The sequence below is a fragment of the Psychrobacter sp. JCM 18902 genome (genome assembly GCF_904846615.1).
Classification (GTDB): domain Bacteria; phylum Pseudomonadota; class Gammaproteobacteria; order Pseudomonadales; family Moraxellaceae; genus Psychrobacter.
In genome coordinates this window covers 1,058,454-1,083,315 of the sequence record NZ_CAJHBK010000001.1, presented here as the reverse complement: position 1 = coordinate 1,083,315, position 24,862 = coordinate 1,058,454, and the positions used below count along the sequence as shown (strand labels likewise).

Genomic DNA, 24,862 nt, shown 5'->3' with positions numbered 1-24,862 from the left:
ATTTAAGTACACAAAATCATCGGCAACAATTACTTATGGTCATCCTAGACCCAAAATCGCAGGCGATGTTATCAATCTCATAATTCACGAAAGCCTAAGCTAACGTGGCGACGCAGTATAGCACAATAAAATATTATATGTAGCTATTTATTAAATTTCTCGGTAAATAAAACAAATTGGCTTATAGATGTACGCGTTCAATATGCTGAGTAATAAGACAATCAGCAGTATTATTGGCGGCTATCGCACCATTTTAACTTCGGTGACATACGTCGGCAGCTGCCACGCACCGCCCGCTTCAATCATACGGCAAAGCCCTGTGGTACTTTCATGACTTTTTTCAAATGCCTTACCTGTCCATACCCAATCAGTCTTGGTTAAACAATCACCGATGCCGCGACCTTTTTGTACGGAAGTGATTTTACCCTTATCATAGCCAGTGGCGTTGGTGGTTACCAATGTCGGTTTATAAGGTTTACTGTCATTGATGACCCAGATACCTGCACCAGTATTATAAGCACCTGTCCAGCAATCGTGTTGTGCCAAGAGCTGTGAGCTATTCAGTCGGCTCACACGCCATGGTGATTTGTCTGATAGATTGGGACAGTCGCTATCCGCATCTTTCATTGTACTCTTCATCAGCGCCGCTAGCTGCGACGATTTCATCACAAACTTTCTATTGTTACTAGCGACGGCTTTCGGATTGGGCGCCACAAAGCGAAGTTTTGGTGCGGACTTGGGTGACAATACAGTGCTATTTGATTTGGCGGCACCATCAGTATTGATAAAGGCAGATGACGTCCCTACTCGACCTTGGGCTTCATCTGCTTTGAGCATGACGGCGCTAGCCCCTTTATCAGACAGTTGCCAGCGTGAGTTACGTAGCACTAGCTCAATTTTGCTTGACTTAGTCAGTGCCTCTAGTAGCGCTGTGACTTGTGTTGGGGTCAGATCAGCATTACCTGCTGCAGTTGAAAACGGCTTGGTTTCGCCATAGTCTCTACCATTGATGAACAATGATATACGATGACGATTGCCAAGTTGCATCAAGGCTTTAGATGAGCTTTCTTTAGCACCGCCCAGCTTTACCTTGCCATCCACACCAGCATTTGCGCCTGCACGGCGTATGAGCAATACCGATATAGGAAATTCGCTATTGTTTTCTGCTTGATAGCCTGCCAGCCGGCACGTACGGGTATTGTCGCAGACTACCTGCCAGTCTTGATTGGTAAATTCAACGCCATTGCTGGCCATCGTCGCTGTACTAAATAAAGCTGCGCTGATAGCAGCAAACATAGGTAATCGCATTTTATTTTTTATCATCAATAAGAGTATCTTTTTTATTTTTTTAGGATGGGTGGTTAAGTTGGCTTTGTATTGCAATATTGAGTATCGATCAGCATCTATCTGTTGATCATTATAAATGGCGCTGAGTTTGGTATTGATAACTTTTAATTCGCTAGCCATCGCCTGTCGTGAGAAGTTGATCCGTTTACGGTTATCATCCTTCATAATCGTTATCCATCAATATAGTCAATCTTATTTCAATCAGATATGTTGTCTGATTTATTCAGTATATAATAAGTGGCTTTATTCGCCTTGCTGGTATCCCAATAATATTAAACCAATCAAATAAGCACTATAAATATCAACTTATTAAGGTATTATCTGCTTGAGGTACTCAAGCTATCTTAACGTACTAAGGTTTCTATCTGTTGTACTAATGTATCATTGTGTAAACAGGTAAGTATATCTCTATTTTAATATAACCATATATGAATATAGAATAGCAAGATGTCGGATAAAATCAAGGCTGATAAGCAAATAGCCTATCAGCCTTGATTTTATTAATGCGTCTGTTATCGATAGGTTTAGTCAATAGGCTTTAATGACAGGTCTACGGCACGCTTAACGGCTGGACGTTCAGCAATTGCCTGTGCCCAGCGCTTCACATGCTTGTAGTCATCAACTTGTAGAAACTCGGCGGCGTCATAAAGCTTTCCAAGCACCAATTGTCCATACCATGCCCAAATAATCATATCTGCAATATTATAATCGGCTTCGTTGTTGCCACACATATATGTGCTGTCTTTTAGATGGGTATCCAACACATCGAGCTGGCGTTTGGTTTCCATGGTATAGCGGTTGATCGGGTACTCTAGCGGTTCAGGCGCATAAGCATAAAAATGTCCGAAGCCGCCACCTAAGAACGGCGCACTGCCCATCTGCCACATGACCCAAGACAAACACTCTGCCCGTGCTTTGCCAAGTGATAAAGGCATAAATTGGTCAAATTTTTCTGCCAGATACATCAAGATAGCACCAGACTCAAAAAGTGCTATCGGCTCGCCAGCTATATCGGCAGAATGATCAACCAAGGCTGGAATTTTTGAGTTAGGGTTTATTGCTACAAAGCCAGAACCAAACTGCTCTCCTTGAGAGATATCAATTTTATAGGCATCATATTCAGCACCTTTAACACCAATCTCGGCAAGCTCTTCTAACAGGATATTAACCTTGACGCCATTTGGCGTATTCAATGAATACAGCTGTAATGGCGCATCGCCTACTGGCAGCGCTTTCTCATAGCGCGCACCCGCTGTTGGACGATTGATACTGGCAAACTTACCACCGTTTTCTTTGTCCTGCGTCCAAACCTTTGGCGGAACATATTTATCGTTTTGCCCATCAGTATGATTGCAAGCTTTGTTATTTTCCTGACTCATAATATATCCTTAATTTATCTTTATCATGTTGTTGATGCTTCTAGTTATATCTTCGGCAGTATAGTCAATCTCATCTCAATCATATGAGATTGACTATACTGCTTATTTATTGGCTTAAGTCGTTAGCGAGGGTTTACTATAACGATAACCAACCCTGATATTAAAGTCCTCTCTTGTAAGCAGTATTAATATTATTACCTCTAAACACAGAATTCTATAACCTCAACCGCCAGCCGTTACTTTGATTCCCTTTTATTATGATTGAGTCTTTCTTATACTACTCGGTTGGTATAGCGAATTAGTCGTCAATAGACTATTTTGTTCATTTTATGATGGGATATCTAATGAGATTTACATGGTAACGCTAACCCCGACACAAGATAAATACTTGCCCTATGTGCTAGCGGTGGCGCTATTTATGCAAATTTTGGATGCCACTATATTAAATACCTCATTACCGCAGATGGCACAGGCGCTGGGTGAGTCTCCATTAAAAATGCAGTGGGCGGTGATTAGCTATGCGCTAACTTTGGCCATATTTATTCCCATCAGTGGTTTTTTGGCGGATAAATACGGCACGCGCCGAGTGTTTTTGGCAGCGATTATTATCTTTTGTATTGGCTCACTGCTATGTGCTGCGTCACCAACGTTGGATTTTTTGATTGGTTCACGGGTTATACAAGGTATTGGCGGGGCAATGATGACGCCTGTGGCTCGCTTAATTTTGGTCAAATCCTACCCACGCAATAAGCTGCTGACCGTTATGAACTTTGCGGTAATTCCTGCTTTGGTAGCACCGCTAGTAGGACCGGTCTTAGGTGGCTATATCGTACAATATACCAGTTGGCATTGGATATTTTTGATCAATATACCGATGGGTATTTTTGGCTTTATCATGGGCAAAAAACTGGTCCCTGCCTTATTTGAGGATACCAAGCGGCTTGATTGGACAGGATTTTTATTGTTTGCGGCAGCGGCTTGTGGGTTTACGCTTGCTGTAGAGTTCGGCTCACAGACTGGTCGAGGATTTTATGGGTTGCTGCTGAGTTTGGTGGCCAGTTTATTGATAGGCGCTTATATCTGGCACGCCAAGCGTCGTCAAGCACCGTTGTTCCCCTTGAGTTTGTTTGACATTCGCACCTTTCGTATTGGCATCACTGGTAACTTATTTACCAGATTAGGCATCAGCGCCGTACCGTTTTTGCTGCCGCTGTTGCTGCAAGTGGTGTTTGAGTATTCACCGTCGCAGGCAGGTTGGCTCCTCGCGCCCATCGCGGTCGGTGCTATCGGGATTAAACCCTGGGTCAGTAAAATTATTCAGCGTCATACTTATCGCAAAGTGCTGGTCTTCAACACGTTTTTGATGGGCACGCTCATCATTGTGTTGGCACAGTTTACCGATGCCTCACAGTGGTTATGGTTTATCCCTATTTTGACCATAATGGGCGCTTGTAATTCTATGCAATTCAGCGCGATGAATACGATTACTATCGGTGATTTGCAAGGTGCTCAAACCAGTAGTGGCAATAGCTTGATGGCGGTCAATCAGCAGTTAGCGATTAGTTTCGGTATTGCTTTTGGGGCAGCGGTACTGACGCTGTTACGTGAACGCCTACAAATGGATACGCTGACAGCGTTTCAAACCACCTATTGGATACTTGGGGTCTTGACCATTCTCTCGGGGCTGTACTTCTTACGACTTAAGCCTGAAGATGGGCGCGGCTTATACTGAGCCGCTGATATTTGAATTTTGAATAAAGAATTTGAAAAAATATTGATTAAGCGTTGGTTTTGTCAGCAGTGCAGATAGCACGTGTTGTCAAATATGAGACATAAAAATGCCAGCCTGTGAGTGATTATAAACCACACGACACGCTGGCATTTTTAGAGCATAGTACGGTTCATTGCATCAACAATGAACCATTAAGGCGCGTCATCATCCATTTGTGATTGGATATAGCGCTCAACCCCAATGCTTTCGATCAAGTCTTCTTGAGTCTCTAACCAGTCTTGATACTCTTCATTACCATCTTTTAGCGTCACCAATAGCTGGCGTGACACATAGTCAGACTTTGTTTCACATAGAGTAATGGCATCGGTAATGATCTCGAATTTTTGTTTTTCTAGGCGCAAATTGCATTCGATAATCTCTGGCACATCTTCACCGATGAACATCTTGCCGTAATCTTGCAAATTTGGTAAACCGCCTAGCAATAAAATCCGGGCAATCAGCTCATCAGACCATTTCATCTCAGCGATGGATTGTTTGTAGAAACTTTCATTAAGGGCTTCTAATCCCCAATGGCGCGCAATGCGCGCATGTAAAAAGTACTGGTTGATGGCAATCAATGACTGTCCGAGCACTTTATTTAAAGCGCGAATAACCTCTTTATCCCCTTTCATTATCTCTCTCCCTTTCATGCCGTTATTTATGCTAAATACTATGGTTATTGTTCATATCTTCGTGACATTAAACAAGATTGGGAGTGACTTCAGCCATTTGGCTTTGTAGATAATTGGGCAGACTGATCATCTCAATTAAGCGCAACTGTTGCTCAAGCCAATGCGCATGATCTTCTTCAGTGTCTTTTAGCTGTTCTACCAACATCTCACGCGTGACATAATCGCGCTCTGCTTCACAGAGAGCAATACCGTCTTTTAAGTGCTGTTGTACTTGATACTCTAGCTCAAGGTCAAGTTGCAGCATTTCAGGAACTGTCGCGCCGATATTGATGGCATTGACCGTCATTTTCGGCGTGCCGCTCAGCATTAGGATACGGCGAATAATAGATTGGGCATGTAGCGTCTCATCTGCCATCTCATGATGGATACGGTCGTACAATTTGCCATAATGCCACTCAGCATACATTTCTGAGTGAATAAAATACTGGTCACGGGCAGCAAGCTCACCGCCTAACAAAAAATTCAAATAATCAATGACTTTTGGGCTACCTATCATAACCTATACTCCCCTATTTATATTTTACAGATCACCGTACATTCATAATTACCCATATAAGGATAGTACTATTGGTAAACTGATCAGTAAAGATCAAAATCAACAAAACGTCTTACAACGTGAGACAGATATAGTAGCATATAGGCTCTATACAGCTTGTAATGTTATGAACTAAGAATAAGATGCTAATTGAGAATCATAATTAGCTAGCTTTAGTAACCACTGGTTTATCGCAACAATGGCTGCTAATGATGCTCAATATCATTGAAGTAGGTGTATAGGTAAAGTTATATGGACGCTCGCAACTTACCCTTTATGTATAATGACCAAAGGATAAGTGCGGAATATTGAATGTATGTGGTATCGAGGCGTACTAGTGATATTGGTGTAATGAGGTGATGAACAGCTGGGTAGTAAATCTCTGGTTTGATAACGTTTAAACAGCGTAAGCCAAGACATCGAGTCTAGCATGATGCTCATCTAAGTAATCGTTAACCATCGGTTCGCAGCAGCCACAGCAAGTCGCAACATCGAGGGTATCTTTTAGACCGTCAAGGGTATCGATACCTGAAGCAATGGCTGCTTTGATTTGCTTTTCTTTCACGTCATTACAGATGCATACGTACATGGTCTGGCTCCTCTGAATACCGCTATTCGGTAACTGCTTTTATTGCTCATAAATTTAGTGCATTGATGATAAAAATGGTGAGTAGAGTGTTTGTCTTGATATTCACGGTCATTTTTATGGCTTGATGTATAATAACGATAACTATTATCATTTGCAATAGCATTTGATATATTATTGGTATAAAAGTACAGTCATCAAAGTAGAGTTATATTGCACACAGTTAATTGATGTAAGTGAATATAAGCGTGCGTGTAACCGAATATGATGAAAGGTAGTAAATTAACGACGAACTGTAATTTAGCCCATTTTTTAATCGATTTTGTAGATAACTGCTGTTATATTGAACCCCTATTAACAAAGCCCAATTGGAATTGTTCTATGTCTGATAATAATTTTACGATACGACCTATCGAGTTATTTAAAGTCTTATCTGACCCGACGCGCTTAAAAATATTTCAAATTCTATTTAACAAAGAATCGCGCTGTGTTGGTGAGTTGGTAGAAATACTAGATCAACCACAGCCAACGATATCGCGTCATTTGAACCATTTAAAGAAACTCGGTATTTTAAGCTGTGTTCGCGACGGTACGTGGATGTGGTATGAAGTCGCTGACGACTTGCCAGAATGGTGCCAAGAGATTTTGGATATTACTTATAAGCAAATATCTAGCAAAGACCTCGATATGTCCAAGCCTGCTGAGATATGATGACTATCTAGCATTATTGCTATCAACATTTGATCTCAATAATGCTAGATACCAAATGAAATTGAGACCTGCTTTAACCCATAAAAAAAGACCTACAATAAATAGGTCTTTTTTTATGGGTGATAATAGAAAAACTGCACCAAATTTCACTATGCCAAATCTAAAAAATCACTGATAAACGCATTGGCTGGCTGGTGTATCAGCTCCTCCGATGTGCCTACCTGCTCTACCCGCCCTTGATTCATGACCACGATCTCATCTGAGATGGCGCGGGCTTCTTCTTGATCGTGAGTGACCATGATACTGGTAATACCAAGCTCATGGTGGATGTTCTTTAACCACGTGCGCAGCTCTTTACGTACCTTGGCATCGAGTGCACCAAAAGGCTCATCGAGCAACAATAATTTTGGCTTCACTGCTAAGGCGCGTGCCAGCGCAATCCGTTGACGCTGACCGCCTGATAATTGATGCGGATAAGCATTGGCAACTTGTGGTAACTGCACCAAGTCTAATAGCTCGGCAACGCGCTTATTGATATCTGCCTTACTCGGTCGCTCATTCTTTGGTAACAAGGTCAGTCCAAAGGCGACATTATCGGCGATATTTTTATGACGAAACAATGCGTAATGCTGAAACATAAAGCCAATATGGCGCTTTTGTACTGGCGTATTGGTCACATCCATCTCATCAAACAATATCTGCCCTGAGTCAGCATACTCTAAGCCGGCGATAATGCGTAGCAACGTCGTTTTGCCACAGCCTGATGGTCCCAGCAAAGTGGTCAGCTTGCCAGTCGGCACGGTGATATTGATATTATCTAAGGCGGTAAACTGACCGAATTTTTTATTAACGTTGCGAATCTCGATGCTCATAATGGGTCCTCTTATTATATCTTTGGTATCGTGGCAGATTTTTTGGTTACCGCATTTACATTATTAAATTAAATCTAATGCCAGTCCTTGTGCAGACCAAGTGTAGATAGTTTTGCTTATCACTTATCTGAAATTATAGTATTGGTAGCCTTAGTAGCGTTGGTATTTACCAGTAACTCAGGCACACTTGCCAGCCGTTCGGACTTGGCAAATTTGCGCTCTTGTAGCTTAGTCATGACTTGTTGAATAAGCAACGTCACGAGCGCCAGCGCTGCAAGTAGGCTTGATAAGGCAAAAGCGGCGGTAAAGTTATAATCATTGTAAGCAATCTCAACCAGTAGTGGCATGGTATTGGTCTCGCCGCGAATATGACCAGATACCACACTCACCGCCCCAAACTCACCCATTGCCCGCGCATTGGTCAAAATCAAACCATAGAGTAGTGCCCATTTGATATTGGGTAATGTCACATGCCAAAACGTCTGCCAACCAGTTGCGCCCAAGGTCAATGCCGCTTGCTCTTCAGAGTCGCCTTGCGTCTGCATCAGCGGTATCAGCTCACGTGCTACAAAAGGAAAAGTAACAAACAGCGTTGCCAATACGATACCTGGAACCGCATAAATAACTTGGAATCCCATGCTTTCAAGCCAGCCGCCAATGGTGGAATTGAGTCCGAATAGCAAAACAAACATCAAACCTGCAACGACGGGTGATACTGAAAATGGCAGATCAAGCAAAGTGGTGACCAGCTGCTTACCTTTAAACTGATAGCGCGTCACTAACCATGCGATTGCGATACCCATTACCATATTAATCGGCAAGACGATAGCCGCGGTAATTAATGTCAGCTTAATGGCTTGCAGGGCTTCTGGATCAACCAGCGAGGCAATATACAACTGCCAGCCACCTTTAAAAGCTTCATAGAACACAGCCAGTAAAGGAATGACCAACATGATGACCATAAATAGCACTGCGATGACGATAAAGGTAAGGCGTATCCATGGCGTATCTTTAGTCGCTGCGTTGCTCTGGTAGTCGTAGCTATTAGATATTTGCATTAGCGAGCTCCTACACGGCGCGACAGTTTCCACTGCATAATGTTAATGGTCAATAAGATCACAAATGAGATCAGTAGCATAAATAATGCAACCGCAGAAGCTCCTTGAACATCAAACTGCTCTAGTTTACTAATAATAATGAGCGGTAAAATCTCTGATTGCATGGGAATATTGCCAGCGATAAAGATAACCGAACCGTACTCGCCAGTGGCACGGGCAAACATCATGCCTGCACCCATGAGTAAAGCGGGCAAAAGCTCTGGCAAAATTACTTTGCGAAACGTCGTGAAACGATTGGCGCCCAATACCGCGGCTGCCTCTTCAAATTCAACCGATAGCTCAGCGAGTACAGGCTGTACCGCACGGACAATAAAGGGAAAACTGACCACAACCAATGCGAGCCAAATACCTATAGGTGTAAAGGCGACCTGAATGCCAAATTTATCAAACCACTGACCAATCAAACCATTAGGCGCATAAAGGGTCGCAAGCGAAATGCCCGTGACCGCCGTTGGTAATGCAAATGGTAAATCAACTAGCGCATTAATCAACGACTTACCCCAGAACTCGTAGCGTACGAGTACCCAAGCGACCAATGTGCCAAACACCATGTTGGTCAGCATCGCCAAAAACGACATCCATAAGCTTAGCTTGATAGCAGCAGTGACTTGCGGCTGACTAATCGTCTCCCAGAATCCAGTCCAACCCATCTGAGTCGTGGTGTAGGCCATCATGGCAAACGGTAATACCACCAATAGCGACAAGCTAAAGACCGTGATACCCATGCTCAGGCCGAAACCTGGCAGCACATTGCGTTGGCGCAAACGTGTTAACCACCCTTTTTTTGCAGGGGCTTTGCTGGCAGGAGATGTTTTTGCACTCATAATGATGTCCTATTGCCTAACCAATCGTACTTAGCGATGATTACTATTTATTGTTATTGCTTAACGTGGGTTTTCACTATTGATACTTAAAAAGAGCACTTAACAGAAAGCATTTAACGATGATGTCGTCCATAAAACCATGCTATCAGGTAGTTATTAGTGTGCTTACGGTATAAAGGACATAGCGTATATGACCATGTCCTTTATAAGATTCTGCATGACTACATTTGCTAGCGCAGTAGCTTCTCTCATGCACTTAGCAAGTGATTACTGCGGGGCGTTAATGGCGAGCTGGTCGAATACACCGCCATCACTGAAGTAAGTACCCATAATCTCATCCCACGTACCAAAGGTATCATTTGGACGGAATGTTTCGATTGGTGGTAATTTATCACCATTTTTATCAAGGACGCTTTTTACGCTAGGACGCAAGTATAGATTCGCGGCCAATTGCTGAGCAGGTTCGCTCCATAAGTAGTCAAGATAAGCTTTTGCGGCATCCGTTGTGCCTTTTTTATCTGTCACTGACTTGACAATCGCAACAGGGCTTTCTGATTTAATAGAGTATTTAGGATAAACGATGTCTACTTTACCCGCACCGAAATCAGTCGCTGCCAAGTTGGCTTCATTTTCAAAAGTCACTAGGACATCACCGATACCACGTTGAACGAAAGTAGTGGTCGCGGCGCGCCCGCCATTCTCATAAACTTTGACGTTTTTGAGCATGTCTTTCACGTAGTTTTTGGCATTGGTCTCGTTTTTATCAAAAGCATGTAAGCCATAACCATAAGCGCCCAAGAACGCATAACGACCATTACCCGTCACTTTTGGATTGGCCATGACGATCTCAACGCCTTCTTTGGTCAAATCTTCCCAGTCATTGATGCCTTTTGGATTGTCTTTCCGGACTAAGAATACGATGGTACTGGTAAAAGGGACGGCATTGTCTGGGAATTTGCTTTCCCAATCTGACTCAACCAAACCCTTTTTCTCAAGCAGCTCAATATCAGAACCTTGGTTCATGGTAGCAACATCTGCTTGCAGACCATTGGCAACTGACAGCGCTTGTTTGCTTGAGCCACCATGTGACTGCTTGATTAGAACATTGCTGTTTGGATTTTCAGCTTTATAATGCTCAACGAATAATGGGTTGTAGTCTTTATAAAAGTCACGTGCCACATCATAAGAGACGTTCAGCAGCTCAATATTTTGACCCTCAGCGGCTGCTGTGCCATCTGCATTAGCAGTAGTCGTCTCTGTCTCGCTATTGCTACAGCCAGCCAGCCCCAAGGTTAATGCAACGCCTGCAATGCTCAAGACGTGACGTTTTTTACTTTTTTGTTGATATTGCAAAGCGTATGTCATAAATCCCTCAAAGGTATCTGTTAAGTAATGCAAGTATGCTAACAGTGCCATGTTATTATGTTTAATGATGAATATGCGTATGTTATTGCCAAAATGGAATAACAAAGGTATAAATACAAGGTTATCAATCACTTAAATAATATCGTTAATACATAACGCTGACACCCTACTAACTACCCGCTCTGGCTCATACAAATTGAGCACTTTGAGCATGTATCAGCCCATTGACAATCTCTTGAAAAATGACCCCCTACTTCACTCTTGCTAGCTGATCGAAACGCCCACCATCGACAAAGAAAGTGTCCATAATCTGCTCCCAAGAACCAAATACTGCTACTGGCTCAAAAGTCTCAATATCAGGCAAGGTTGCTTTGTGAGCTGCCAGCACTTGTGGGTTACTGGGACGCATATACATCTGTGCCATGAGCTCTTGTGCTGGAGTGTCCCATAAGCCTTTTAGGTAAGCATTCGCCGCTGCCGTCTTGCCGCCCTTGTCAGTAACGGCTGTTACGACCGCCACTGGGTTAGCAATCACAATAGAATAACTGGGATAAACGATATTGACCTGTCCTTTGGCAAATTGCTTGGCGGCTAAATGCGCTTCATTTTCGGTCGTGATGAGCACATCGCCCAGCCCGCGCTGAGTAAAGCTGGTCGTTGCGGCGCGTGCGCCATTATCATAAGTGACCACGTTTGCCAGTAGTTTTTTGATAAAATCATCCGTTTTGGCAGGACTTTGCACCGTTTCTTTAAATTGATGTAATCCGTAACCATAAGCACCCAAAAACGCATAACGCGCGGTGCCACTGGTTTTCGGGTTTGGTATCACCACGTCGATATCATTACGCGCCAAGTCTGACCAGTCTTTGATGTTTTTGGGGTTGCCATCGCGTACCAATAGCACCATGGTACTGGTATAAGGCACCGCATTGTTCGGGAATGCTTGCTGCCAATCAGAAGCAACCAAGCCTTTTTCAACCAACAGATTCATATCACTTTCTTGGTTTAAAGTGACTACATCTGCTTGCAGACCATTGGCAACCGACAATGCTTGTTTGCTTGAGCCACCATGTGATTGGTTGATATTGACCTGACCGTCTGAATGCTTTTGTTGATAATCTGCGCTAAATAAAGCGTTATAATCTTTATAAAAATCGCGTGATACATCATAAGAGACATTTAATAAACTGATATTTTTTGCATCACCCGTTGCGTTCGAGCCGTCTTGTTGAGTGGCTTCGGTAGGATTACAGCCTGTCATTAGCATGGCAAAGGCTAGTACGCTACCAACTTTAACACTGATATTGGCGAGCGGCGTTGGCGTCTCTTTATCCTTAATAAGTGTATGGAGGTTAGCAAAATGATGCTTTTGAGATATTTGCTGAATACTTTTGTTATCTGGTTGCATGGGTGCTCTCGATAATGTTGATAGAAGCGTTTTCCACAGCATTAACAATCTTATTAATGCTCATAATTCTTTGGATGCGGTTCTATGGATAATGAGAAATATGCTAACAGCATGAGAGTCAAATGCTTAGTGACAAATGCGCTTATCGAGTGGTTAACTTGGCATAAGTCATTTTATTAATTATTTTACAAGGCTTATTTTTTCTAAGTATTTTGCGCTATAGTGATGAGCAGACACTTTTGAGTAAGTAATGGTATTGCTTACTATATAGACGAGCCTTTATGTAAACGATACTATCTCTAATATCCTTACAGCCACGCTGTTAGGCGTTGCGTTTAGATAACGACCATTCCTCTTAATCACTCCTTTATCAAAGGTACTTAAATGATCATGTCTCCACCTCGTCACTCACGCTTTTTTTCGGTATTTTTCACCACATCGGCGGCTCTGTTTGCCTTAAGTGGCTGTAATAACGTGACACCTAGCGTGAATCACCAAGCCATAAAACAACCGATAGCCGATGTCATGCCAGCTGTGCAAGCAGTCGTTGGAGATTATGCTGATGAAGGTTATGAAAAGCGCGCGCAAGGCTATGATTGGGTTGGCGTCATGGTACGGGCAGAGAGTGATCAGCAAATCAACATAAAGGTTCGCGCCCGTAGCGATATTAAAAAGCCCAGTTGCCAGTTTGATGGCAAGGCGACATTAATGGGTCAAGATGACGCGCACGGCATTATTTTCCAAAGCAAAGTCAATGACAGTACGGCATTCTTTCAATTTAAGGACGATAAACTGACTATTGATAGTCAAGATAAATACGCGCTTAACTACTTCTGCTCTGGCGGTGGCACATTGGTTGGTGAGTATCAAAAGCTGACAACAGATTTAGAGATTTAATAGATAACGAACGCTAGCTTAAGTAACAGGCGTTGAAAACCATTATCAAAAAAAAGGTGTCAGACGATAAGTCTGACACCTTTTTTGATACTTATTTTTATGCTGATAATCTTGGTTCACACCGCAGAGGCACCGACTAATTTCACTTCAGCACGTTCCTCTCTTGCGATACCAGCATAATAATCACGCAAAATTTGTAGTACTTCTGGACGGCTAAAGTTCTCTGGCACCACTTCATCTTCTGATAGCGCTTTACGCAGCTTGGTACCTGATACTTTAACGTGTTCAGACGCTTCATGCGGGCAAGTTTTGTCGGAAGCCATAGCATTACAAGCATTACACCAGAACGTCCAGCCAATTTTTAGTGGTTGGGTGATAAGATCATCTTTACCAACCTGTTCAAAAATCGTTTGTGCATCAAATGCCCCATAATAATCGCCGACACCAGCATGGTCACGACCAACGATTAGATGACTACAGCCGTAGTTTTGACGGAATACCGCATGCAGTAGTGCTTCACGTGGACCAGCATAACGCATATCTAGCGGATAACCCGCTTGAATAACCGTATCTTGTCTAAAGTAGTTATCAATTAGCGTTTTAATGGCTTCTTGACGGACGTCGGCTGGGATATCACCAGGTTTCAATGCCCCTAGCAATGAATGAATCAATACACCGTCACAGATCTCAATTGCAATTTTTGCCAAATACTCATGTGAGCGGTGCATTGGATTACGTGTTTGGAAAGCGGCAACCGTTTTCCAGCCCTTAGCATCCAAGATTGCGCGCGTTTCTGCTGGCGTTTTGTAGATTTCTGGATATAACGTTGGGAACTCGCCTTCGCTCAATACCTCGACACTACCTGCAATATTGACTTCGCCTTGCTCTAAAACTTGTTGTACGCCTGGATGTTCTGGGTCTGTTGTGGTGAATACTTGCTGACACTCATGCGCTTTATCGATGGTATAGGTTTCTTCTACCGTCAAGATACCCATGATTTCGCCATCTTTTGCGACCAATGCTACTTTATCGCCTTGACTCAAACTATCTGCAGTCGCTTTTGGTGCAGACAAGGTGATGGGAATTGGCCAAAACAGACCCGCACTTTCACCACTTTGCAAATGCATATCATCAACCACACCCTGCCAGTCTGCTTGATTCATAAAGCCATGCAATGGCGTAAAGCCACCAATACCGAACATGATTAAATCGCCGCGCTCACGTGAGCTTAAAGTAATGGTCGGCAATGTGCTGGCAAGTTTCAATGCTTGAGCGCGCGCCTCACCTTGTAATAGTAATGGCTTAAGCTCAGTGCTGCCATGCGGCGGAACAAGTTTTGATGGTTGCTTAGAGGTGATAGATGTCATATTGATTTATAACCTTTATGGGTAGTGATAAATTTGATAAGCATAGGCTACCTAACTTTCGTTATGAAAATTTATGCTGTGTTTGGATATACATATGTCTTAAAGGAATTTATGTTTATAGACGCAAGCTTATATGATGTGACTCTGAATGGTTTACCTTGCGACTGGCAATAAGACCGATTACACACGCAAATCATTTTCGTCACTGCTTTTAAGACTAAAAACAAAATTGAGATTACGTCATGTATCAATATAATTACGCTGACCAAACCTTGGTAGAAGAACGAGTCGCTCAGTTTCGCGACCAGACCGAACGGTTTTTGGCAGGTGAGCTGCCAGAAGAGCAATTTTTGCCGCTGCGATTACAAAATGGCCTTTATATTCAGCGTTATGCCCCGATGTTGCGTATCGCTATTCCTTACGGGCTACTTGCCAGCTACCAATTGCGAAAATTGGCTGAAATCACTCGTAAATATGACAAAGGTTATGGGCACTTCACGACCCGTACCAATATCCAGCTGAATTGGCCAAAGCTAGAAGACGTGCCAGATATTTTGGCAGAGCTGGCATCAGTACAGATGCACTCAATCCAAACCTCGGGCAACTGTATTCGTAACACAACCACCGATCCCTATGCTGGTATTCATAAAGAAGAAATCGCTGATCCACGTCCCTATTGTGAGATTATCCGTCAGTGGTCAACCTTCCATCCTGAGTTTGCTTTTTTACCACGTAAATTTAAGATTGCTGTCATCGGGACCAATGATGACCGCGCGGCAACCCAAGTACACGATGTGGGTCTGCATATCAAAACCAACGATGAAGGTGAAATTGGCTTTGAAGTATTGGTCGGTGGCGGTCTTGGGCGTATTCCTGTCCTTGGTAAAGTCATCAATAAGTTCTTGCCGCGTCAGCATCTGCTTAGCTATTTAGATGCCATCTTACGTGTCTATAACTTGCATGGTCGCCGTGATAAAGGCAGTAAATACCGATCACGTATCAAGATTTTGGTCGAGAGCATGGGCGGCCCTGCCTTTGCCAAACTGGTCAATGCTGAGTGGGAAGCCCACACCAAAGATGGTTCGCTTACCTTAACTGATGAGAACTTTGCGACGGCGAGCAGCTTTTTTAGTGAGCCTGACTATGTGTCGTTTGATGCGCTACAGGTACAGTCGGACTTACAGCAGCAATTAAACGCTGATAAAGACTTTGCCAATTGGTACAACCAAAACACGGTGGCGCATAAAGTCGCTGGTTATCGTGCGGTTGTGATTTCGCTCAAAGCAGGCTTGGTCGATGGCAAATATGTGCCCTCTGGTGATGTCAGCGAGTCGCAGATGGATGCACTGGCTGATCTGTCTGACAAATACAGCTTTGGTGAACTGCGTGGTACTTATCAGCAGAATTTGGTATTCGCTGATGTGCAAACCAATAACCTTTATGAGTTGTGGCAGCAGCTAGCAGAGTTGCATTTAGCACGCGCTAATATTAATACCCTAACAGATATGATTGTCTGCCCAGGTTGGGACTACTGCTCGCTTGCTAATGCGACGACACACAACATCGCTGAACAAATCGAAAAACAGTTCGATGATCTAGACTATCTGTATGATTTGGGTGAGATTCGCTTAAACATGTCTGGCTGTATCAATGCGTGTGCGCACCATCATACAGGCGATATTGGTATCTTGGGCGTCGATAAAAAAGGTGAGCATTGGTATCAGATCAGCATTGGCGGCAATTCCAGTGACGATGCCAAACTTGGCAAAATATTAGGTAAATCTGTCCCTGCTCTTGAGGTTGCCAATACCATACAGCAGATCGTCGATGTCTATGTAGACTTGCGTGCCAGCACCGACAATGATGTCGAAAGCTTTGGTCAATTGGTTGAGCGCGTTGGTATTGATCCATTTAAGGAGAAGGTCTATGGCTAATCACCATATTTTGGACAGTCATGGCGTAGATATCGGCAGCCAAGATACATGGCATGTGCTCACTACGGACGCGCTACCAGAGAGTATTGTATCAACAAACATCACTTTGCTTGAGCTGCTACAAAGACAAGAAAAGCCCGATGTGATTGTACCGCTCGCTGATCTATTAGACGAATCAGGCGCGCAGGTCGGTGGTCTGATCAAAGAGGTTTATGAGCTGATCGTTCAGCATAGCAGTCGACTTGGATTGTGGGTGACGGCTGACACCGATGCTGATGCGTTAGAAGGTATTAGTGAATTCTTATCAACGCAGGCGCTTATCGTGATTGATGTACCTAAATTCGCTGATGGTCGCAACTTTAGCTTTGCACGTACCCTACGCCAAATTGGCTACCAAGGTGAGATTCGGGTGGCTGGCGCGTTTGGCCGTGATCAAATCGCGTATCTACTGCGCATGGGCGTTGATAGCTTTGTATTGAGCGAGCATGACATGCAGCCAGACTCTAAATTCGGTATTGAGCAAGCATTTACTGCCCTTGCCAGTAGTTATGATGGACAAAGTGCTTCGGATTTACCGATGTTTGCTAAACCGTCAGAACCCTTAATCGCCTAGTTTTAACACTGACCATAAATTTTAATTTTTAATCGACACTTTTATATTAACAATCATTAAGGAAGGTATTATGAGCCAATTACATCCGAACCTAGATCTTGACCAAGCCAACCAAGCATTGCAAGGCAAGTCGCCTGAGCAAATCGTTGAGTGGGCATTAAGCCAAGCGAAAAACCCAATCATCACGACTAACTTCCGCCCATACGAGTCAGCGATTCTGCATTTGGTTGCCAAACAGCGCCCTGACATCACGGTATTGTGGGTAGACTCAGGCTACAATACTAATGCCACTTATCAATTTGCCAATAAAGTCATCCGTGATTTAAATTTAAACGTCATCACCTATATTCCTAAGCAAACGGCAGCGTATCGTGACGCGACCATGAACGGTATCCCAGGTATCGACAACCCACAGCATGATGAATTCACTGACCAAGTAAAACTGGAGCCATTCCGCCGTGCGCTAGATGAGCTAAAGCCAGATGTTTGGTTTAATGCCATTCGTAAAGATCAAACCGAATTCCGCCAAGGTCTTGATGTGCTTAGCTTGTCAAAAGATGGTGTATTGAAAGTAGCGCCATTGTTTGAAAACACTGACGCTGATTTAGATGTTTATCTCGAAGAGCATAATCTACCAAATGAATTTGATTACTTTGATCCAACGAAAGTAGAAGAAAGCCGTGAGTGTGGTTTACATACGCAGCTTTAGGTATTTCGTAGTTTTACGATAAAAACACTTCTTAGATATAAGAGGTGTTTTTTATTGTCATAGTAGATTCAATATTCAGTCCCACAAAATTTGAATATATCATTCAAGCGCTACCCCCAACCTACCATATGCCATACATTCGCTTGTGACGGATAACGCCAAATATTGGTAAAAGTAGCAATATTTTCTGCCAACCAAACCAAAAAAGCGAGGAACAACAGTAATGGTAAAAATGGACATTGATATTGCTTGGTATCACGCAATTGAAGATTATTTTTGTGATGGATTTGAAAAAATACTCTGGTTTTCCAAAATAAAACTACTGAAGCGATGAACAATATATTGCGAATATCAGGGACAAAAAACTTAGTGAAGAAGTTGGCATAAGAAAAAATAACCAATACACTCACCCATAGTAAACGTGGCAAGTCGGTAAAAGAGGCATTAAACAATCTTAAGCCACGCGCTAAAAAACTACCTACGGCCGAATACATAAAACCGGCAAAAAGTGGCACAGTGGCAATTCTAAAAATTGCTGGTTCAGGATAGTACCAAGAACCAATTTTGGGATGGGTTAAAAACAACTCCATTGCCATGGCCATGATATGAAAAATAGCAATGACCCATACCTCACGCGGCGTTTCTAATTTGAAATAAACCAAAAAGACTTGAATAATCAAAGCATAAGCCAACAACAGATCATAGCGATAGATACCAGAAATTGACCAACTTATTTGATGAGTCAGTACAAAAGCCAATAATAAAAGTATGCCAAACAAAGCAGACGCTAAACTCAGCGCGGCGCCACGCGGAATAATTTTCAACACCTTAGATTAGCACTACAATCATATTGACTACCGTTTATTGCTTTAACAGCTCGCTTAATACGCTATGGTGAACCATGACATACATACTCCTATTCCTCACAATAGCTTATTATATAAAGTATTCATTAGAGGCCGCCAAACTATAGCAAATAGTTCGCTTAATAGACAATTTTCTATTACTTTTGAATATCTCTATCTGTATAAAGAAGTCAGCGTTTAAATAATTAACGTTTCTTGAACGTTTTATTGTCTAACATTGCGGTATTCTATGGCTTGCCTCAGTGGCTGCTCGGCATTAAACCGACGCTATAAAGCCGTATCATGGACAAAGTTACTCATCTTTTTTTATTTCCTTATAGGCACTCGCGCTCATCAATATGGATATTTATTATGTCTTTTATAAAAAAAATCGATTCACTCTATGAAAAACTGCACGATAAGCTACCAGCGGTAGGCAAGACTGCCTCTTTTTTAACTGGTACGAGTGTTCTTACTGCCAATAGTGCGATGGTGGGTCTGCCCATCTGGACTTTGGGAGCGGCAAAAGTATTGACAGGAGCGAAAGCTGCGGATGATGCGCTGATTGCGATTACCAAATACTGGATTAATAGTAATAACGCCGTCATTGATCATGCGCTACCTCACAAAGACTGGCGCATTAACCTGCCTGACGACCTGAGCGAAGACAAGCAGTATCTATTGGTAAGCAACCATCAATCATGGGTTGATACCAGCATTGTGCAATATATCAGCCAAGATACGCTGCCTCTGACACGGTTTTTTACCAAGTTTAATCTGATTTATATTCCTGTTATCGGTCAAGCCTTTTATTTCTTAGACTTTCCGATGATGAAGCGCTTTTCTGCCAAAGCGATGGCCAAAAATCCAGAGCTTAAAAAACAAAACCTGCTTGAGGCTAAGCGTGCTTGTCGTCAATTAAAGGACAAACCTTTCGCCCTATTAAACTATTTGGAAGGCACGCGCTTTACTAAAGAAAAACATGACCAACAAAAATCCCCTTATCAGCATTTGTTAAAACCACGGGCTGGCGGTTTGTCATTAGCAATTAATGCGTTAGGCAATGAGTTGGATTCTATCTTGGACGTGACCATTGTCTACCCAGACGGCGCGCCTGACTATGATGATTTATGGAAAGGTAATATTCGCCGTTTGGGCGTCGATGTGACTCGCTTAAAGATACCAGACGAATTATTTGCTGCCATCATGGACGGCGGCTATGACCGTGATGAAACCACTAAAAAAATGATGTTTGATTGGTTAGAGGATATCTGGCAACAAAAAGATGCCCGTATGACTAAGATGCTGAGTGAATTTGAGTAGATTTTGTACGTTGTCAAATCTCGTTATTGCTAATATCTAATGCAAAAATCTAATCTACATGACAGCCACAAGCTTTGACGTAAGCCTGTGGCTTTTCTAGTTCTGCATTTCATCTCTCCTCACCTATTCCACATCCCACCAAAAACCATCACCAACATGACAAAAACGAATATGCTAATGCCAATTCGCTACGTGAGCGTATGCCTGTGATACCTCATAATAGCGACATACCTTACATTGAATGAATTACAGGTAATCCTATGAACACCTTTCCATTATTTTTTAAATTAGAAGACCGTAAAGTACTCATTGTTGGCGGCGGTGATGTGGCGCTACGTAAAGCAGATTTGCTCAGCCGTGCTGGCGCGTGCATCACTGTTCTTGCGCCAAATATCTGTGTTGAACTACAAGCCTTGCTCAGTGATAGCAAGCACCAACTGATTTATGAAAATTATAATAAAACTTATATGACAGGCGCACGCGTCATCATTGCTGCCACTGACGATGAAACACTGAATCATCAAGTACATGCCGATGCGACGGCATTAAATATCCCTGTAAACGTCGTCGATACGCCGCATTTATGCGATTTTATCTTCCCTGCGATTGTTGATCGCAATCCAATCGTGATTGGCATATCGTCAAACGGCAAAGCGCCAGTGTTGGCACGTCTATTACGCGCTCGCCTCGAAACCTTGATTCCACAAGGCTATGGTAAATTGGCAAAGCTTGCTGGCGATTTTCGTAGCGAAGTGAAAACTAAAATACCTACGCTGACAGGACGCAGGCAGTTTTGGGAAAAGACATTTGAAGGTCCAGTCAGTCAGCTGATGTTTGCTGGTAATGAAGCTGAAGCGTCGGCACAATTACAAGCCGATTTAGATAAAACAGCATCAATTATCACTGAAAAACATACAGAGAATGATATATCCACAGAACCTCAAACCCTACAAAATAATGTAGGCGAAGTCTATATCGTTGGTGCAGGCCCAGGTGACCCAGAGCTGCTCACTTTTAAAGCGCTGCGTTTGATGCAACAAGCGGATATCGTCTACTATGATGCGCTCGTCTCACCGCAAGTATTGGATTTATGCCGCCGTGATGCTGATAAAGTATTTGTTGGCAAAAAACGCAGCAATCATGCTGTGGCGCAATTGGGCATTAATGAATTGTTGGTCAATAGCGCTAAAGAAGGTCGCCGTGTGGTGCGTTTAAAGGGCGGTGATCCCTTCATCTTTGGCCGTGGTGGCGAAGAAATTGAGAGTTTGCGTGCGCACAGTATCCCGTATCAAGTCGTACCTGGTATTACCGCTGCCAATGCCGCCGCAAGCTATGCTGGCATTCCGCTGACTCACCGTGACCATTCGCAGTCGGTACGTTTTGTCACTGGATTTTTAAAGGCTGGCGCGCCCAATAATAACTTTAAGAGCTTTTTGAATACGGATGAAACAGTCGTATTTTATATGGGGTTGCATTCGCTGGCGCGTTTGACGACAGGCTTGATTGATGCAGGGCGCAGTAGTGATACCCCGATTGCTATAGTCTCCAATGCCAGTATGCCCAATCAGCAGGTATTAACGGGAACGCTTGCCGACATCGTTGAGTTGCAAGAAAAAAACCAGCTACCCACGCCAGCTTTGCTCATTATGGGAGACGTGGTCGCACTCCATCATGATTTGGCTTGGTATAATTTGCAAAATCAGCAGAACAACAACAATAGTGACACCACAGCTAGTAACTGGCTACGTGGTGGCACAGCGGCTACACCAAAGGCAGATCATACCAGCCAGCAAGCCCATGCGTTATCAATGGTGGCCAATTTAGCAACGGCTGATGATGGTTTGGAGCAGTTAGTGATTGGTTGAAGTATGATTTTCAATTTCTAAAAAGCCCTGCCAGTAGATTAGCAGGGCTTTTGAGTATCACGCTATTGATCTTTTATGAGCTATTCATTTTTAACAATTAAGATTTGGTCTTTCGTTTCTCAATGACTTTTATTAGCGTGCTATGAATTGATGATGCATCAGCAGGCGGATTGCTAATCGGTGTATTCTTGATGAGCAAAGTGTATTCATAATTAGGTTCAAAATCAAAACCTTCTATACCACTATATCGATACTCCCAGTCGGCGTTAGCTTGTTCAGCAGGCTTAGTCAGTAAGCATGATTGCGGCGCAACACCGACACAGTCTACTTGATGGTCAGCGATGATAATTTTACGCAAAATATAAGGCATCTCATGGACAGTAATGTGGCGCTTACTATCTATCTTTGATTGTGATGTCGATTGCTCTCCCATCACTTCAACATAATCGCCTATGGTTAATTTCTGCATTTGATGGGCGTTTTTCTGAGCAAAGTTGGCTTTACTGATTTCTGCGGTATACGTCTGTCCATCCTGAGCGACGATAGTGACTTTTTGCTGCTCTCTGTCTTGAGAGATGACGTCAATCACTTGACCAATGATTGCGTCAGAATGACTCGGTTTGATCGAATGGAAAAACGCGGTGCTATCTTTTATTTGACTCACACTGGTTTTATTATTCATATTTGCTTGCTCATAACTGCTACAAGCAGCCAAAGAGGAAGTGGCAATTACAGCCAATGTACATAATCTGATAAACGACATAACATACCCTTATTAATAATGGCTTGGATGTTACTAAATATGGACCTTTTCTAGTACCATTTATTTGTTACTTAATACTATTAACAACGCGCTTTATTAATCAGCCTTTTTAAATAGCCATTATTTTTAATAAACGATCATCGTTTCATTTACGGCTAAATGTCACTACCCATTCGTATCTACTTTGCTTTACTGGTAAGTTTATAGCAAAGCAAATCGCACCAATTCTTGCTAGAATAATCGATGTCTTTTATCCATCATGAAACTCAATTATGCCTGTATCTACTACCAAACCTCTCACTATCCTCCATACTTCCGACTGGCATTTGGGGCGCAGGCTTTATGGGCGAATGCGTTATGACGAATTTGAGTCGTTTTTAGGTTGGGTGCAAGACACCATTAGCCTGCAGAAAGTGGATATATTAATCGTGGCTGGTGATATTTTTGACACCATGACCCCAAGTAATAGAGCTCAAGCGCTATATTATGAATTTTTAGGAAAAGTTTCAAAATCATGCTGTCAACATGTCGTCATCGTCGCAGGTAACCACGATTCACCGACATTTTTGGATGCCCCAAGCAATGTACTCAAGTTTTTAAACGTCCATGTTATCGGTACCGCTTGTGAAGACTTAAACGATGAAGTATTGGTGTTAGACGATACAAATGGAAACCCGCATTGTATTATTGCGGCTGTCCCCTATTTGCGTGATCGTGATGTCCGTAGTAGTGGTGCTGGCGAGTCGGCTGATAGCAAAGATGCCAATGTCATTAAAGGCATTCGTGCTCATTACGATGAAGTGGCTAGCATTGCCAAAGCGAAGAAAGCTAAATTAGTTGAAGTATACCAGCGTCACATTCCCATCATTGCTACAGGGCATCTATTTGCAGCCGGTGGCACCACTACTGAAGACGATGGTGTACGTGAGCTTTATGTCGGCTCACTCGGTAAGATTTCTGCTGACATGTTCGATGAAAGTTTTGACTACGTTGCACTTGGACATTTGCACGTGCCACAGCGTGTCGGTGGTCGTGAGAGCATTCGCTATTCAGGCTCGCCAATCGCGATGGGATTTGGTGAGGCTAAGCAACAAAAGCAAGTATTACTGGTACAGTTTGGTGCAGTAGCAAATGACATTAGCAGTCAAAAGTCAGCCTCAAACAATACAATTGAAAGCAGTATTCCTCAGCTGACCAATACCGTTACCCCGATTGAAAAATCTGCTAAGAAAGCAGCCAGTCAGACGACGGAATTTATGGATGACTTGTTTGGTTTTGACGAGCAATCAGAAAATAATGAGGTGACCAAAACTGCTGCTACAGAAAACATCCCTGATCAACGGGATCAAAACAACCAATCAATGACTAACAGTCTCGATACTCCCAACAAAATATTGCATCGCGATAATTTGACGCAGATGCAGGTAATCTCCCTCCCTATTCCAAAATTTCAAAAGTTAGCACAAGTTTCAGGTGATTTGGAGTGCCTTAATCAGGCTATAGATAAAGTCATTCAATCTCTTGATGCAACAGAGTCTGTATGGCTCGAAATTATTTATACGGGTGAGGAGATTATCAGCGAGTTACGTGAGCACATCCAAACGATGGTAGATAATTTGCCGTGCGAGGTGTTAAAAATCAAAAACACTCGTACCTATAATAAAGTACTAAATCAACAACAGATCTCTGAGACGCTACAAGATTTAAATGAGCAAGAAGTATTCGAGCGTTGCTTGATTGCTCATGATATTCCTGATGAGCAAAAATCATCTTTGCGTGACGCCTATGATCAAATCGTTTATAACTTACGTCATGAAGATACTCAAGCTGAATAGCATTATGTAATCATAAACGCTGTTGATCGAAGCTAGCTAGAATAATAGCTTCATTTCTCATTATTGCCCTTTTTATTACTACCTATAAAAAATAAGACCCTGC

20 protein-coding genes and 2 pseudogenes are annotated in these 24,862 nt (G+C 42.8%); 9 read left to right on the top strand and 13 right to left on the bottom strand.

The genetic code is table 11. From position 1 onward, the window contains the following. Positions 1–240 precede the first annotated feature (240 nt). Together JMY05_RS04460 and yghU are read right to left on the bottom strand one after the other, a co-directional pair. Positions 241–1,512 (bottom strand): DUF1176 domain-containing protein, encoded by a 1,272-nt coding sequence (locus JMY05_RS04460; protein WP_227678102.1) that lies wholly within the window; start codon positions 1,510–1,512, stop codon positions 241–243. Positions 1,513–1,871: 359 nt separating this feature from the next. Beyond that, complete coding sequence (yghU, locus tag JMY05_RS04455; RefSeq protein ID WP_045447313.1) at positions 1,872–2,726, bottom strand: glutathione-dependent disulfide-bond oxidoreductase; 855 nt, start codon at positions 2,724–2,726, stop codon at positions 1,872–1,874. Positions 2,727–3,081: 355 nt separating this feature from the next. On the opposite strand from yghU, the gene JMY05_RS04450 reads away from it, so the two are divergent. Continuing rightward, complete coding sequence (locus JMY05_RS04450; RefSeq protein WP_201614253.1) at positions 3,082–4,458, top strand: DHA2 family efflux MFS transporter permease subunit; 1,377 nt, start codon at positions 3,082–3,084, stop codon at positions 4,456–4,458. Positions 4,459–4,649: 191 nt separating this feature from the next. On the opposite strand, the gene bfr (JMY05_RS04445) is transcribed toward JMY05_RS04450, so the two are convergent. From bfr (JMY05_RS04445) to JMY05_RS04435, 3 genes are all read right to left on the bottom strand, one after another. Beyond that, positions 4,650–5,129, bottom strand: a complete 480-nt coding sequence (gene bfr, locus JMY05_RS04445; protein WP_045447317.1) for a bacterioferritin — start codon at positions 5,127–5,129, stop codon at positions 4,650–4,652. A 67-nt stretch (positions 5,130–5,196) separates the two neighbouring features. Continuing rightward, the gene (gene bfr / locus JMY05_RS04440; RefSeq protein ID WP_045447320.1) at positions 5,197–5,685 is read right to left on the bottom strand and encodes a bacterioferritin; all 489 of its coding nucleotides are present in this window, start codon (positions 5,683–5,685) and stop codon (positions 5,197–5,199) included. A gap of 436 nt (positions 5,686–6,121) precedes the next feature. Then, complete coding sequence (locus JMY05_RS04435) at positions 6,122–6,313, bottom strand: bacterioferritin-associated ferredoxin (protein WP_045447323.1); 192 nt, start codon at positions 6,311–6,313, stop codon at positions 6,122–6,124. Positions 6,314–6,691: 378 nt separating this feature from the next. Between JMY05_RS04435 and JMY05_RS04430 the strand changes: the two genes are divergently transcribed. Continuing rightward, positions 6,692–7,021, top strand: a complete 330-nt coding sequence (locus JMY05_RS04430) for an ArsR/SmtB family transcription factor (protein ID WP_045447327.1) — start codon at positions 6,692–6,694, stop codon at positions 7,019–7,021. A 152-nt stretch (positions 7,022–7,173) separates the two neighbouring features. Here JMY05_RS04430 and JMY05_RS04425 read toward each other — a convergent pair. From JMY05_RS04425 to JMY05_RS04405, 5 genes and pseudogenes are all read right to left on the bottom strand, one after another. After that, positions 7,174–7,893 (bottom strand): annotated as a pseudogene (locus JMY05_RS04425) (sulfate/molybdate ABC transporter ATP-binding protein); the annotation flags it as partial. 119 nt (positions 7,894–8,012) lie between these two features. After that, positions 8,013–8,951 (bottom strand): sulfate ABC transporter permease subunit CysW, encoded by a 939-nt coding sequence (gene cysW / locus JMY05_RS04420; RefSeq protein ID WP_201614251.1) that lies wholly within the window; start codon positions 8,949–8,951, stop codon positions 8,013–8,015. Then, complete coding sequence (gene cysT, locus JMY05_RS04415) at positions 8,951–9,835, bottom strand: sulfate ABC transporter permease subunit CysT (protein WP_045448154.1); 885 nt, start codon at positions 9,833–9,835, stop codon at positions 8,951–8,953. The genes cysW and cysT overlap by 1 nt, the downstream gene beginning before the upstream one ends. 267 nt (positions 9,836–10,102) lie before the next feature. Continuing rightward, on the bottom strand, positions 10,103–11,200 hold the full coding sequence (locus JMY05_RS04410; RefSeq protein WP_201614250.1) for a sulfate ABC transporter substrate-binding protein: 1,098 nt from the start codon (positions 11,198–11,200) through the stop codon (positions 10,103–10,105). Positions 11,201–11,450: 250 nt separating this feature from the next. Beyond that, the gene (locus JMY05_RS04405; protein WP_201615342.1) at positions 11,451–12,467 is read right to left on the bottom strand and encodes a sulfate ABC transporter substrate-binding protein; all 1,017 of its coding nucleotides are present in this window, start codon (positions 12,465–12,467) and stop codon (positions 11,451–11,453) included. Between the two features lie 531 nt (positions 12,468–12,998). Here JMY05_RS04405 and JMY05_RS04400 point away from each other — a divergent pair. After that, positions 12,999–13,505, top strand: a complete 507-nt coding sequence (locus JMY05_RS04400; protein ID WP_227676745.1) for a hypothetical protein — start codon at positions 12,999–13,001, stop codon at positions 13,503–13,505. Between the two features lie 116 nt (positions 13,506–13,621). Here the strand turns inward: JMY05_RS04400 and sat are convergent, their stop codons facing one another. Then, the gene (gene sat, locus JMY05_RS04395) at positions 13,622–14,872 is read right to left on the bottom strand and encodes a sulfate adenylyltransferase (RefSeq protein WP_045448147.1); all 1,251 of its coding nucleotides are present in this window, start codon (positions 14,870–14,872) and stop codon (positions 13,622–13,624) included. 242 nt (positions 14,873–15,114) lie between these two features. Here sat and JMY05_RS04390 point away from each other — a divergent pair, with 242 nt between their 5' ends. From JMY05_RS04390 to JMY05_RS04380, 3 genes are all read left to right on the top strand, one after another. Then, positions 15,115–16,806, top strand: coding sequence for a nitrite/sulfite reductase (locus JMY05_RS04390; RefSeq protein ID WP_201614249.1), 1,692 nt, complete (start codon positions 15,115–15,117; stop codon positions 16,804–16,806). Next, on the top strand, positions 16,799–17,419 hold the full coding sequence (locus JMY05_RS04385; RefSeq protein WP_045448144.1) for a DUF934 domain-containing protein: 621 nt from the start codon (positions 16,799–16,801) through the stop codon (positions 17,417–17,419). The genes JMY05_RS04390 and JMY05_RS04385 overlap by 8 nt, the downstream gene beginning before the upstream one ends. A gap of 70 nt (positions 17,420–17,489) precedes the next feature. Continuing rightward, positions 17,490–18,128 carry a phosphoadenosine phosphosulfate reductase family protein gene (locus JMY05_RS04380; RefSeq protein ID WP_045448141.1) on the top strand — a complete coding sequence of 213 codons (639 nt, stop codon included), beginning with the start codon at positions 17,490–17,492 and terminating at the stop codon, positions 18,126–18,128. 113 nt (positions 18,129–18,241) lie between these two features. Here the strand turns inward: JMY05_RS04380 and JMY05_RS04375 are convergent. Then, positions 18,242–18,955 (bottom strand): annotated as a pseudogene (locus tag JMY05_RS04375) (DUF817 family protein); the annotation flags it as partial. Positions 18,956–19,345: 390 nt separating this feature from the next. On the opposite strand from JMY05_RS04375, the gene JMY05_RS04370 reads away from it, so the two are divergent. Together JMY05_RS04370 and cysG are read left to right on the top strand one after the other, a co-directional pair. After that, the gene (locus tag JMY05_RS04370; protein ID WP_055125451.1) at positions 19,346–20,296 is read left to right on the top strand and encodes an acetyltransferase; all 951 of its coding nucleotides are present in this window, start codon (positions 19,346–19,348) and stop codon (positions 20,294–20,296) included. Between the two features lie 260 nt (positions 20,297–20,556). Next, a complete protein-coding gene (gene cysG / locus JMY05_RS04365) occupies positions 20,557–22,161 on the top strand; it encodes a siroheme synthase CysG (RefSeq protein ID WP_045448138.1) in 1,605 nt (534 codons plus the stop codon). Between the two features lie 97 nt (positions 22,162–22,258). On the opposite strand, the gene JMY05_RS04360 is transcribed toward cysG, so the two are convergent. Beyond that, complete coding sequence (locus JMY05_RS04360; protein ID WP_201614248.1) at positions 22,259–22,924, bottom strand: DUF4377 domain-containing protein; 666 nt, start codon at positions 22,922–22,924, stop codon at positions 22,259–22,261. Between the two features lie 272 nt (positions 22,925–23,196). On the opposite strand from JMY05_RS04360, the gene JMY05_RS04355 reads away from it, so the two are divergent. Next, positions 23,197–24,759, top strand: coding sequence for an exonuclease SbcCD subunit D C-terminal domain-containing protein (locus JMY05_RS04355; protein WP_045448135.1), 1,563 nt, complete (start codon positions 23,197–23,199; stop codon positions 24,757–24,759). Positions 24,760–24,862: the final 103 nt, after the last annotated feature.